Here is a 13,384-nt window from a genome sequence, read left to right as displayed (position 1 = left end):
GAATTACTCTTCGCTTGGTGCTTCTTCAGGAAAACTAAAAGAACGCTCCGAAACATCTGGATTCACAGTAACTGTAGTAATTTCAAGAGGTTGTGCACCTTGGCCTTTTACACCCTGAGAAATACTAAACGGAAAATAAAGTCCCTCAACTTCCTGGTAGTCACTATACAATATCTGGGCGATAGAACCTTTGATGGGGCCACTAGTGATTTCACTTTCTACAGCAATTAGCACATTGTTTTCGTTGTCAAAAAAGTAGTACTCAATATTATCTACTTCCTGTCCATCAACGATTTGTGGTTTTTTGGTGAGTTTCACTTTGTGGCATTCCGTTCCTTCTATGGTTTCTTTACCCACATACTCAGCTTCGTAGCCTTTCTTTTTATAGTCAATAAGTGGGTCAGGGAAATCATCGTCTTCTTTTTTTTTGTTTATCAGGGCTTCTTCATCTGCTTTTTCGGGCTTCATGGTTTGAAAGTTTGTGCTCCACAGTGATTTGCCATCGTAAGCGGTTAATACAATTTCTTGCCCTTGCAAATTGTATGAAACCATTTCACGGCCATCCTGCATATATATTATCGTTACCGGAATTTCCATCCCCCCTTGATTTGTTTTGGCATCCATTTGTACGCCTTTAATTTTTTTCCAATTATCAGCTCCACCAGTTACTTGGTGATATTCATTAATTATTTCATCAGCAGTTTGCGCTGTTAACCCGAGTGAGGTGAAGGCCAAAGCAAAAAGGAATAATCCAAGTTTTTTCATAATGTAAGTTTGTGTTTGTAGGTATTATTTTGAGTTAATCAAGGTAAGTATTTTACCCATTCCTGCACAAAAGTCAATCAAGGTGCCATCCTCTAGACTTTTGATAGTCAAGATAGTGGTGTTTTGATGAGGATGCGAAGAGTTCAATAGTGGACAGGGACTGTTCGATACTGGACAGTTGTTGTGCTTTGGCCACCATATATTTTTCAATCTTTGTGGAATAATTGAAATACCAAAGTCCAAATGGATAATAAGATTCTAACCTATGTAATATTGGGTATTATGCTAAACACTACTGGCGTAATCATAATGATGACCATGCAGAATATGATGATTGCTTTGCCAATATTGGGAATCGGATTGATATTCACTCTTTTGGCTGTGGTAGGAGCGTTAAGGGCTAAGAAGTGAACGTTGCTTAAAGCGTTTGCTTGAGCTTCTTACAAAGCTCAAGTGTTAACGGTTTTTCCAAATATTCTTTGACAAGAGAATAATTTCGAGCCCTCTCTTTATCACTGGATTCAATAGAAGAGCTAAGCATTATTATATCAATTTGAGAGGTGTAAGGTTTCTGTTGGATTGAATCTAAGAAATCCCAACCATTCATGATGGGCATATTAATGTCAAGCAAAATTATATATTGGGAGCTTGGGGTAAGATTATTATCTATAAAATTTAAGGCATCTTTTGCATTAAGAAAACAATGAGGTGCCGCATGCAATTCGCTTTTTTTCACAAGTTTTTCTTGGAGCCAAACAAACACCTTATCATCGTCTATTATGATTATTTCGAATGCCATTAAGCGGGTTGATTTTTCATAAGTTCAATTTTACTTACCACACCTCTTACAATTTGGTCAAGTTCTTTCGATGAATCAGAAAGATAACGCAAAACTTCATCATTTTCAAAGTCATTTTTGTTAGTTGCCTCCATTACATTTAGCAAACCCATAATTCGAGCCAAAGGGGCTCTTACTTTGTGAGACTGATCCCATGAAATTTGTTTCAGTAGAAGATTTTGTTTTTCTATCTCACGTAAGTATTTTTCTTTATCAGTAATATCTTCCATGGCACCAATTATTCTAATTGGCATTTGATTGTCATTTTTGATCACATATAAGCGCTCAAGAATGTAACGATAATCGCCACGGGTTGTTTTAAATCTATATTTGTGACTAAGTTGAGGATTATCGTTTCGAAGATGTTTTAAGATTGTTTGAGTGACATTTTCTTTATCCGCGGGATGTATTTTGCTAAGCCACCACTTGTAATGTAAATGATCCTCTTCTTTGTTATATCCAAATTTTTGGAATAACCCTTCGGTGGATGTCATTTCCTCTGTAGCAAGATTATACTCCCAAATAATATCATTGGTAGCACGAGCTACTATGTCGTATCGTTCATTTGACTGTTTGAGGTCTTCGCGGGCCTGCCAGTTTTCCATTATAATACCAAGAACGTTTGCTGCCCTTTGAATGAGTTCTAGCTCAAAACTGTCAGGTTTCCGAATCGCATTATAATAAGTAGCGAAACTTCCGATAACTTTACCATTTTGATGTTTAATAGGTACTGACCAGCAAGATTTTAAACCGAATTTTAGTGCAATTTCTTTATAGTCTTCCCACAAAGGATTAGTAGCGATATCTTCAACTATGATTATTGAACCCTCATACATAGCTGTTCCACAAGAACCCACTTTTGGACCTATGGAAACCCCATCAATGACTTGTGAATAGGCGGGTGGAATTGAGGGAGCGCTAAGGTGTCGGGCGCAATTACCTTTTGTTAATTTTAGTATGCTGCACATCGCTCCATCTATAAGTGTTTCAATTGCTAGTAATGCTTTCTCTAAAACAACCTTTATTTCATTATTATCTTTTGCATAAAGCGTTAGCATATTGTTTTCGAACTCCTGGATCGATTCATGTGTTTTACGCAAACTAATATCTTGTAAAGCTCCTTGTATTTGCCCATGACCATCGTTTTTATTTAGAACAAAAAAGCGATCTTGGAAATGGGCGTATTTGCCATTTTTCTTTCGAAGACGATATTCGATTAGTCCTTGGTTTATTTCATTATTGGCAAGAACCTTACTCATGTATTGAATAACATTATTTCTATCCTCTGGATGAAGTAGTAATTCCCAGTCAGCCCTTGTAAGACTTTGATTATTTTGATAATCGAATAGTGAGTCAGAGTGATTGCTGACAAATTTCATTTCACGCGTTTCTAGATGAAACTCATAAATAATATCGCTTGCAACGTCAACAATGTTTTTATAACGAATAATGCTAGCTTCAAGTTTTTGTTGATTTTGAATTTGGTTAGTAATGTCTCTTGAAGAGGCAACTATGCCATTTATGGCAGAATCATTTAGCTTATTTAAAAAAGTAGTCTCCAGCCATCTCCAATCACCATCGGTATTTTTTACCCTATACGGTCCAACTTTTATTTGATGAGTGGCATTTGGCAAATCTGCATGTGTCTTTTGCATCAATGGAACGTCATCTGGATGAAGGAAGTCAAAAAGGGATGTGTCCATAACACCTTCTTGCTTTAAACCTAAAACACGTTCTATACTTGGGCTTATGTATAATAATTTTGCGTTCGCAGAAAGTAGAGCGATTATGTCTGATCCATTTTGAACCAATGCTTTAAATCGCCTTTCACTTTCTATTAATCGGTCTCTGGATTGCATTTGGTCACTAACATCCTCGATTAATACCATTCTCACCCGCCTGTCTTTAATTGAAATAGGCATACCCTTTAATTCTACATAGATAATCTGTCCATCTTTTGTTAAGTGTCTAAAAGTATTTGGATATTCAGTTTGAGCCTCATCATTAATTCCAGAAATAGTTTTTTCAAATATTTCTATGTCTTCCGGTGGTCTTATATCTCGTATCGAAATATGCTGAAGTTCATCTTTAGAATAGCCATATAGGTCAACTGCTGCTTGGTTTGCCTTTAATATTTCTTGTGTAGTTAGATCAACAATTAATACAGGGAGGGTATTATTCTCTATAAATTGATGGTAATCTTCAATTTTATTATAAAGCTTTTGATTTACATCATTCAGTTTTATTGTGTATTCAATACTTTTTGATAAAAGTGCAGGGGATAAATCGTCTATGAAAAGATAATCTGACACTTTTTGGATGGGGTTTTTCTTGTAGATAGGATCATCTTCGGATGAGGTGAGTAAAATGCAAGGAGGTAAATCACCCAAACCACCCTCATAAATATTAAGAGTTGTAGTGTCAAAAATTATTAGATCCGAATGCTCATTTTGCCATAATTGATGAGGTTCTATATGCTTAAAATCTATGTGAGTCAACATGCGGTGGCTCCACATTTTTTCCAATCTTTCCTGAATGTTGCGGTCTAATACGCACACAGTAACTTGAGATTTTGACTGTAACCTGAGCAGGGAGGGACTTGAATATTTTTTGGATGCTATCATTGTTATATACTTGAGGAGAAAGAATAACAAATGCTGGGGTAAGTAGCTTTGGTTATTTTTTGGGTTTATAAATGTCTTATAAGTTAAGGTATAGAAGATACGAATAGTTCAAATTTATTATGCATGAATAGTATTACTGATTTCTTTGGCGTCCTAAGGTGGTGTTTAAACCTTTCCTAATTACCTTCGCGAGCTTATATTTTAATGAGAATGAAAGTTTTTAAGTTTGGAGGAGCCTCAGTAAAAGATGCTGAGAGTGTGAAAAATGTAGCCAATGTACTTGGCCATTTTCCAGGAGAAGAGATTTTAATAGTAGTTTCTGCTATGGGTAAAACTACCAATGCTTTGGAGGAGTTGGTGCAGAAGTTTTACAATGGAAAGGAGGGCTGCTCCGATATTATCACTAAAATTAAACAGGATCATTTTTCCATTATCGATGAGCTGTTTCCATCAGATGAACATCGTGTTCATAATGATATCGAGATTCTTATCACTCAACTTCAAATCATTACTCAAGGTACACCAGAAGGTAACTTCAATCAGGTGTATGATCAGATTGTTTCTTTTGGTGAATTGATTTCTACCAAAATTGTAAGCAGCTACCTTAATAGTTCGGGCTATCAAAACAAGTGGCTCGATGCACGCAGGCTTATTCGCACTGATCAAAATTTCCGTTTTGCAAGAGTAGATTGGTCATTTACCGAAAGGATGGTAAAGGATACTATAAAGCCAGGCAACCGTTATGTTATTCAAGGTTTCATCGGTTCTGATGACGATTTAAACCCTACAACTTTAGGTAGAGAAGGCTCGGATTACACGGCATCGGTTTTGGGTTATGTGCTTGGCGCAGAAGAAGTGGTTATTTGGAAAGATGTACCGGGAGTTTTGAATGGGGATCCAAAGGTGTTTGATAATGTAGAATTACTGAATGAAATAAGCTACCGTGAGGCAATTGAGCTTGCCTACTATGGAGCTTCGGTAATTCACCCAAAAACCATTCAGCCACTACAGAAGAAGTTGATTCCACTTCGCGTAAAGTCTTTTGTGAACCCTTCTGAGGTGGGCACACTTATTCGTGAAGGTTCTGATTTGAGTCCATTCCTTCCTTGTTTTATCAAAAAGGATAATCAAACTTTAATAACCATTTCTACCCGTGACTTGGCTTTTATTGTAGAAGACCACCTTAGTATGATTTATAAAACGCTACATCAGTTTGGTGTTCGCGTAAATATGACTCAGAACACAGCAATTAGCTCGTCCTTTTGTATTAATAATGACCCTATTACCGTTCCTAAATTGATCGAAGAATTAGGGAAGGATTTTGATATAACTTACAATGAAGGCGTAAATTTATATAGTGTGCGCCACTATGATGATAATGCGGTTTCCAGAGTTAAAAAGTCAGGTGAAATACTTCTGGAGCAAATAAGCAGAAATACTTATCAGGTGGTTACTATCTAGCATTTTATTTAAGTTTATTCAAATTTTTGGGATGGGTCTCGTAGACAAGAAAGACATAGCGCGCGTAGTTCAGTTGGATAAAATAGGCATGAGTATGCTGGCAAAGCCAATCATGGATATACTGCGCATTTCTGATGTAAACGAGGTGTATGAGAAATTTGAGGAACTAAAAGGTGTAGAATTTATCGATGCTCTTTTGGATGAGTTTAAAGTGGAGTTTGATTACTATGAGGAAGAGTTAAAGCGCATTCCAAAAGAAGGTCCATTCATTACAGTAAGCAATCATCCGCTTGGTGGTATTGATGGTATTATTTTGATAAAACTCATCGAACAAGTGCGCCCGGATTATAAGGTAATGGCCAACTTTTTATTGCAAAAAGTAGAGCCGCTTCAGGATTATTTTATTGGAGTAAACCCTTTTGAGAACAAAGATTTAAAATCCAGCTACAGCGGTGTAAAGGCGTCACTGGATCACTTAAAGGAAGGCAAAGGCTTGGGGATTTTCCCTGCCGGTGAAGTAAGCACCTATAAACTAGATGAAAGAAAAATAAGAGACAAACCTTGGGAAGAATCCATAATGAAGATGATTCAGAGGGTTAAAGTTCCTGTTGTACCTATTTATTTTAAAGCTAGAAATAGTGCATTTTTCTACCTTTTGTCCTTGTTGCACCCAACACTTCGTACGGCCAAATTACCTTCGGAGCTGAGGAAACAAAAAAATAAGGCTATTGGTATTCGCATAGGTCGTCAAATTTCTGTAAAAGAGCAGGCTGGTTACCCTGATATTGAACATTACACAGAATTCTTACGACAGCGTACTTATCTTTTAAGTCAGGCTTTGTCACCTTCTAAAAAGTTGTTTCCTATAAGAAGGCCGGATGAAGCACAGCCGATAATTGATGAGGTTGATCCTTCATTAATACAGAGGGAAATAGAGGGCTTGAGAAATACTTCTACCTACTTGTTTACTCAAAAAAATTATGACGTTTTTATAAGTGCATCCAAGAATATTCCATCTATTTTGAAAGAGATTGGTCGCCTGCGCGAAATCACTTTTAGGGATGTAGGTGAGGGTAGCAATCTTCCTTTGGATTTGGATGAGTACGACTATCACTATGAGCATCTTATCCTTTGGGATAATGAAGAAAAACAAATTGCCGGAGCGTATCGTTTGGGTATCGGAAGTGAAATTTTTAAGCGATTTGGTATCAAAGGCTTTTATGTAACTACCCTCTTCAAGGTTGATGAGTACGCTTATGATATGTTTTCGCAAAGTTTGGAAATGGGCCGTGCCTTTGTGGTGAAAAATCAGCAACAAAAACCATTGCCACTTTTCCTCCTATGGAAAGGAATAGTGCAGGTTATTTTACGTCACCCTGAGCTGAAGTACATCACTGGCTGTGCGAGTATTAGTAATAGCTTTTCACGTTTTAGTAAATCTTTGATGGTGGAATATTTATTTCAACATTATGGCGATGAAGAACTGGCCCACCACATTCGTCCACGAAAACCATTTAAGCCTAAGCTGGATGAAAAATATCGCCAGCTCGTATTTGAAAGCAGTCATGATGACCTCAATAAATTTGACCGCATTATTGAAGAAATAGAGCCAGGGAACAAACGCTTTCCAATTCTCATCAAAAAATACCTCAAGCAAAATTCACGTATGGTTTGCTTTAATGTAGACCCTCTTTTTAATGATTCTCTGGATGGATTTATGTACATCAAAATAGAGGATTTGCCGGAAGGAACTTTGGAGGGATAGGAGTTTACAATTAGCAGATTGCAAAAAGCAAACCCTAAGCCCGAAACTCTAAATCTTAAACAAAACTTGAAAGAGGAAATATCAAAAGGTAAAAGCCTTGATAGATGTCTGATACATTATGGTTTAAAATTTTACTTTTAATACTTTCTGCTTTGTTTAGAGTTTAGTTTTTAGCATTTAGAGTTTACAAATTGCGAATTGAAAAACTGCTAACCGCAAATTGCCAACTGTAACCTACCTTCGTCCCCATGAACGAAAGCACTAAAAACTGGCAGGCGTGGGCGTTGTTCGCGCTGCTTGCACTTATTTGGGGGAGCTCCTTTATTTTAATGAAATACGGCTTGCAATCCTTTTCCTATAGCCAAATTGGGATGATTCGGGTGTCGCTTGCTTTTTGGTTCACCTTCGTTATTGCCTTTAGGCGATTGCGATTTCTTCGTAAAAAAGATATTCTTCCATTACTCGTGGTTGGACTTTTAGGAAATGCAATTCCATACCTTTTATTTCCATTGGCTGTTACCAAATTGGACAGTGGTTTGGTAGGGATTCTCAATTCCTTGGTTCCGCTTTTTACTTTAATAATAGGCGTGCTTTTCTATAAAGCCAAAGTTGGTATTCCTTCTGTCGTTGGAATTTTAATAGGATTGGCCGGGGCTGTTTGGCTGCTGATACCAGGTATTGAAATTGACCCAACAAAACTACAGTATGGGGCGCTACCGATTTTAGCAACCTTGTGTTATGCTATTTCCATCAATACTCTCAGCTCATGGCTTAAGCATTTAGACTCTTTAACCATCACATTGTTGAGTTTGCTATTTGTGGGTATCCCTGCCACTATTTATGTTTTCACCACAGACTTTCTCCATATTATGCAAACGGATGATCAGGCGTGGATTAGTCTTTCTTATGTGGCTATTTTAGGAATAGTAGGTTCAAGTTTAGCGGTTATTATTTTCAATTATTTGATTAAAAATACCGACTCGCTTTTTGCTTCATCCGTTACTTATTTGATTCCCTTGGTGGCACTTATTTGGGGCTTGGTAGATGGTGAAAATATTGGAATTGACCACGTTTTTGGAATGGGAGCTATTTTGCTAGGAGTTTATGTGGTGAATGCAAGGAGGAAATACAGGGAGAAGAAAAATTAAATTCTAAGCACGAAGCTCTAAAATCTAAACAAGCTCTCAAACAAGGAAATTCAAAGCTCCAAAAGACAAGTCTGCTAAATGTTTTGATTTTTTAGGCTTTAGATTTTTTGAATTTGTTTAGAGTTTTAATTTTCAAAATTTAGATCAAGACCGCTGCCGGAGCTAAAAAAAAAGCGGCACTCCCTTTCGGTAATGCCGCTCTTCGATTATAATAAAGCTAAGTCTATTTAGTAAATTCTGAATCTTTTAATCCTGAGTTTACTTTAAGATCAGTTACGGTCAGTTTGATTTGCTGGCCTTGGTCCATCACCATTGTGTGAGGAAACATTACACCTTTTACTGCCTTGTAATCACCATAAGTTTGAGAAACAGTCATAGGGCCTTGTGGGCCTTCTTCAGTGCTCTCTTCTTTTAGTTTAAGTCCGGTTTTTGCCGAATAGTACTCCACAGAAGTGTTTTCTTCTTTGTCGGTTACTTCCATTACATAAACTTCCTCTTCACCTACCTTATCCATGTGGGTAAGCTTCAGTGTGTACTGGTCAGAAAGGTAGTTTAGCTCGGGATAAAACTCACCTTGCTTTTTAATTTCTTCCAATTCTTCACCTTCTATGTCTTGAGCCCCTTGCATTCCAGACATACTGGCTTTTTTACCATCAAAAATGGTTTTGTTCAAGGTACCCATTCCTTCAGCGCTAAGCTCCATCTTAAATTTGTTTGGACGCTTCTTCATGCTTACAGCAGAAATCTTCATTGGTGCGCCAGAAACCGCGGCATCATAATAGATAGCCACATCTTTCACCTTATTTAAGTTTTCTTTTCCACCCAAAGCTTTGATGTACATATTTACTACACTATCAGCGGTAAGTCCGGCAGGGATAGGAGTAGAAGGAGGGCCGGTTTCATTACCTTCTTCATCATAAAAAGTAACCGTACCAAATTGCTCAAGGTTTTCAGCTACCTCAGTACCTTTTCCTACCACTACTATGTGCATAGCGTTAGTTTTGATGTACTTGTTTGCAGCATCCATTACATCCTGTGCTGTAAGGGCTTGTAATTTGGTAAGGTAATCTTTGTAGTAATCCTCATCAAGGTTGTAACGCTGTACATTAAGTGCAAATCTTGCTACAGTCTGAGGGCTTTCCAAAGAACGACCAAAGCTACCAATGATGTAGTTTTTAGCACCTTCAAGTTCTTCTTCACTTACTGGTTCAGTTTGTAGTTTTTTGAATTCAGCTAAAAACTCAACAATAGCGCTGTCGGTTACTTCATTACGTACGCTGGCTTGTGCGCCAAATTCTCCGATAAGCTCATCATCATCGTAGCTAGAGTAAGCTCCGTAGGTGTATCCTTTATCTTCACGGATGTTTTGGAAAAGACGACCAAGACTTCCTCCACCCAAAATTTGGTTGGCCAATTGAAGTTTGATTACATCCTCTGCACCAGGCTTAAGCTCAATAACGTTTCCAAGAGCCACAACTGACTGTACAGAAGAAGATTTGTTTACAAAACTCACTTCGGTAGCGGCTGGCTCAGCTGGCTTTTCGAATACATTTTCAGCAACGTTGCCCATTTCCCACTCTCCAAAATATTTTTGGATAAGTTTTTTAGCGTCTTTTGCTTTGATGTCACCAACTACGGCTATGTAGGTGTTATTTGGCACCCAGTAGTTGTTGTAGTAAGTTTTACAATCTTCAAGGCTCACTTTCTCTACAGTAGACACGGTGGTCATTTCCCCATAAGGGTGATCTTTACCATAAAGTACAGCGTTAAAAGCATTTGTAGAAACTGCAGAAGGATCATCCTTTGCAGACTCTAAACCAGAAATAGTTTGCTTTTTTAACTTTTCAAATTCTTCTTCAGGAAATGAAGGGTTAAGAGCTACATCAGCCGTAAGGCTAAATAGCTTTTCGGCATACTTGCTAAGTCCACTAGTGTAGATAGAGGCTGAACCCGTGTTTAGATTAGCACCGATAAAGTCGATTTCTTCATCCAGTTGACTTTTAGTAAGATTGGTAGTTCCTTGGCGTAGCATCTCACCGGCCAATGATACATATCCTGCTTTGTCACCTTCTTGAATCGGATCACGATCTACTATAAGGTTCATGCTAAGGCGAGGTAGCTTATGGTCTTCAACTACAATAATTTTAAGACCATTTTTAAGCTCATAGAGCTTGTATTTTCCAAAGTCCAATTTTGGAGCTGGACCTGGTTCCGGGCGTTTGCTTCGATCAAGCTGAGCGTTAGCTCCAAGAGCCAACATCAGTGCAAATGCTATTGAAAGTATCTTTTTCATTACTATACGTATTCTTATGTATTAATGATTATTGCTGTTTTGGTAGGTAGTAAAGTATCACTCGATTTTGATCGGTAAGGTACTTTTGTGCAGCAGCCTGAAGATCTTCGCGAGTTACTTCTCTATATTTTTCTATCTCAGTGTTGATGAGGTTTGCATCGCTAAAGTACACATGGTAGTTTGCTAAGCTTTCAGCAATACCGGCCATGGTAGAGTTTTGTGATACAAAATCATTCTCCAATTGATTAAGTACTTTTTGGTACTCATTTTCAGAGATTAGATCATTGCGAACTTTTGAAAATTCACCATCAATACCTGCTTTAAGATCTTTAAGATCAACGCCCATATTGGCAATTCCTAAGGTGATAAAAATACCACCGTTTTCAAGTCCGTATGGGAAAGCTTGAACGGCAAGACCTAGCTGATCCTGATCAACAAGTTTTTTATAAAGTCTTGAGCTTTGACCACCTGAAAGTAGAGTGGTAAGCATATCCATAGCATAAGCATCTTTAGTGCCTTGCTGAGGGATTTTGTATCCTAAGAAAAGTGCAGGCAACTGGATGTTGTCATACACAGTATCAACTATAGCATTATTAAGAAGTTTTAGTTCAGGCTTAGGACGTGGAATTTCATTAGTTCCTTTAGCGATTGGGCCAAAGTACTTTTCAATCATTTCCTTCGCTTCTTTTGGGTCAATGTCTCCAGCGATGCTTAGTGTTGCATTGTTTGGAACATAAAAGGTTTCGTAAAAATCTTTGAAGTCTGCGATTTGCGCAGCATTCAAATCTTCCATTGTACCTATAGGCGTAATGGCGTAAGGGCTTCCTTCAAATGCTTTTCCAAACATTTCAGCTTGAAATGACATGTAAGGTTGGTTGTCAATACGCAATCTCTTTTCTTCTTTTACTACCTCACGCTGAGTTTCTACTCCGGTAATATCTACTGTAGCTTGAAGCATACGCTCACTTTCTAGCCAAAGACCAAGCTCAAGTTGGTTGGCAGGAAGGATTTCGTAATAAAAAGTACGATCAAAAGAAGTGTTGGCATTTAATGCACCACCATTGTTTTGAACAATTTTCATGAAATCACCACGCTCAATGTTTGGCGATCCTTCAAACATAAGGTGCTCAAAAAAGTGAGCGAAGCCTGAGCGGCCCGGCTTTTCGTTTTTAGAACCTACATGATAAAGTACAGATACGGCCACAATAGGGGTAGTGTGATCCTCGTGCAAAATTACGTGAAGGCCATTTTCCAGGTCATACTCCTGAAATTCAATATTGGTTTGGCCATGTGCGCCAATAGCTGATCCAAGACCGAAGACCAGCGCAAACAGTTTTCTCATAATGAGTTTGATTTTATTATTTGATTTGTGTCAAAATACAAGTAGCGAGGCCAAAAGTAATAAAAAGAGCGCGCTAAGCACCGCGTTGATTAAGCATGTACCTTATTGAGGGTATAATAAGAGATGATTTAATAAGTCTGAATGTGGAATTTTATATTTGCCATTAAGGAGGATAGAGGTCTGGAATAGCGGAGGTTGAAAATAAACTTTCTTCAATATTTTAATTGAATAGTAGTGAGGCAAGAATTCTTTTTATACATTTGCAGCCCTTAAAAAATTAAGTAAAAATGTACGCAATTGTAGAAATAGCAGGGCACCAGTACAAAGTACGTCAAGACCAGCAGATCTATGTGAACCGTGTTGAAGGTAATGAAGGTGATGCTTTATCATTTGATAAAGTTCTTCTTACTGATAACGATGGAGCAATAGAAGTTGGCGCCCCGGTTATAGAAGGTATTGAAGTAGGCGCTAAGATCGTGTCTCACCTTAAAGCTGATAAAGTAATCGTTTTCAAAAAGAAAAGAAGAAAAGGCTACCGTAAGAAAAACGGTCACAGACAAGCAATTTCTTTAATTGAAATTACTTCTATCGGTAAAGGCGGAGCTAAAAAAGCAGCCCCTAAAAAGAAAGAAGAAGCTCCTGCAGCACCAAAAGCTGAAGCTAAATCAAATGATGATTTGAGCTCGCACACTGTAGCTGAGCTAAGGGAGATGGCTAAGGACAAAGGTGTTACTGGTTACTCTTCTATGAAAAAGGATGAATTAATTGCAGCTTTAAGCTAAAAGCAAAAACCTTAAAATTAAAAGAACATGGCTCACAAGAAAGGAGTAGGTAGTTCGAAGAACGGTAGAGAATCAGAAAGTAAACGCCTAGGCGTGAAAATTTTTGGTGGCCAAGAGGCTATTGCCGGAAACATCATCGTACGCCAACGTGGTACTAAGCACAATCCAGGCCAAAATGTAGGTATTGGTAAAGACCATACTTTGTTTGCATTGGTTGACGGTACCGTGGTTTTTCGTAAGAAAAAAGACAACAAATCGTACGTTTCTGTAGATCCAGCGAACTAAGAATCCTACGATTTTATAATTTTCATAAAAGCCCCGAGGATTTATTCTCGCGGGCTTTTTTTGTTTTTACATTTGCCCAAA

11 protein-coding genes are annotated in these 13,384 nt (G+C 37.9%); 6 read left to right on the top strand and 5 right to left on the bottom strand.

Features of this window, described 5'->3' with window-relative positions:
- Positions 1-3: 3 nt before the first annotated feature.
- Entirely contained in the window at positions 4-765 is a 762-nt protein-coding gene (locus tag OWEHO_RS08180) for a LolA-like protein (RefSeq protein ID WP_014202006.1), read from the bottom strand.
- 243 nt (positions 766-1,008) lie between these two features.
- Between OWEHO_RS08180 and OWEHO_RS18490 the strand changes: the two genes are divergently transcribed.
- Positions 1,009-1,176, top strand: coding sequence for a hypothetical protein (locus OWEHO_RS18490; RefSeq protein ID WP_014202005.1), 168 nt, complete (start codon positions 1,009-1,011; stop codon positions 1,174-1,176).
- Positions 1,177-1,183: 7 nt separating this feature from the next.
- Here OWEHO_RS18490 and OWEHO_RS08175 read toward each other — a convergent pair whose 3' ends face one another.
- The gene (locus tag OWEHO_RS08175) at positions 1,184-1,564 is read right to left on the bottom strand and encodes a response regulator (RefSeq protein ID WP_014202004.1); all 381 of its coding nucleotides are present in this window, start codon (positions 1,562-1,564) and stop codon (positions 1,184-1,186) included.
- Entirely contained in the window at positions 1,564-4,227 is a 2,664-nt protein-coding gene (locus OWEHO_RS08170) for a PAS domain-containing protein (protein ID WP_014202003.1), read from the bottom strand. The genes OWEHO_RS08175 and OWEHO_RS08170 overlap by 1 nt, the downstream gene beginning before the upstream one ends.
- A 210-nt stretch (positions 4,228-4,437) precedes the next feature.
- Here OWEHO_RS08170 and OWEHO_RS08165 point away from each other — a divergent pair, with 210 nt between their 5' ends.
- The 3 genes from OWEHO_RS08165 (at position 4,438) to OWEHO_RS08155 (ending at position 8,601) form a co-directional block, all read left to right on the top strand.
- Positions 4,438-5,688 carry an aspartate kinase gene (locus tag OWEHO_RS08165; RefSeq protein ID WP_041627508.1) on the top strand — a complete coding sequence of 417 codons (1,251 nt, stop codon included), beginning with the start codon at positions 4,438-4,440 and terminating at the stop codon, positions 5,686-5,688.
- A gap of 31 nt (positions 5,689-5,719) precedes the next feature.
- Positions 5,720-7,453, top strand: coding sequence for a lysophospholipid acyltransferase family protein (locus OWEHO_RS08160; protein ID WP_014202001.1), 1,734 nt, complete (start codon positions 5,720-5,722; stop codon positions 7,451-7,453).
- A gap of 248 nt (positions 7,454-7,701) precedes the next feature.
- Positions 7,702-8,601, top strand: a complete 900-nt coding sequence (locus OWEHO_RS08155) for a DMT family transporter (protein ID WP_014202000.1) — start codon at positions 7,702-7,704, stop codon at positions 8,599-8,601.
- Positions 8,602-8,824: 223 nt separating this feature from the next.
- Here OWEHO_RS08155 and OWEHO_RS08150 read toward each other — a convergent pair whose 3' ends face one another.
- Together OWEHO_RS08150 and OWEHO_RS08145 are read right to left on the bottom strand one after the other, a co-directional pair.
- Complete coding sequence (locus tag OWEHO_RS08150; protein ID WP_014201999.1) at positions 8,825-10,894, bottom strand: insulinase family protein; 2,070 nt, start codon at positions 10,892-10,894, stop codon at positions 8,825-8,827.
- Between the two features lie 28 nt (positions 10,895-10,922).
- Positions 10,923-12,236 (bottom strand): M16 family metallopeptidase, encoded by a 1,314-nt coding sequence (locus OWEHO_RS08145; RefSeq protein WP_014201998.1) that lies wholly within the window; start codon positions 12,234-12,236, stop codon positions 10,923-10,925.
- A 287-nt stretch (positions 12,237-12,523) separates the two neighbouring features.
- On the opposite strand from OWEHO_RS08145, the gene rplU reads away from it, so the two are divergent.
- On the top strand, positions 12,524-13,018 hold the full coding sequence (gene rplU / locus OWEHO_RS08140; RefSeq protein ID WP_014201997.1) for a 50S ribosomal protein L21: 495 nt from the start codon (positions 12,524-12,526) through the stop codon (positions 13,016-13,018).
- Positions 13,019-13,045: 27 nt separating this feature from the next.
- Positions 13,046-13,303: a 50S ribosomal protein L27 gene (rpmA, locus tag OWEHO_RS08135; RefSeq protein ID WP_014201996.1), complete on the top strand. Its 258-nt coding sequence runs from the start codon at positions 13,046-13,048 to the stop codon at positions 13,301-13,303.
- The last annotated feature ends 81 nt before the right edge of the window (positions 13,304-13,384 follow it).

The sequence above is a fragment of the Owenweeksia hongkongensis DSM 17368 genome (assembly GCF_000236705.1).
GTDB lineage: Bacteria > Bacteroidota > Bacteroidia > Flavobacteriales > Schleiferiaceae > Owenweeksia > Owenweeksia hongkongensis.
Note: the sequence above shows the minus strand (reverse complement) of the source record. Positions and strands in the feature narration are given on the sequence as shown.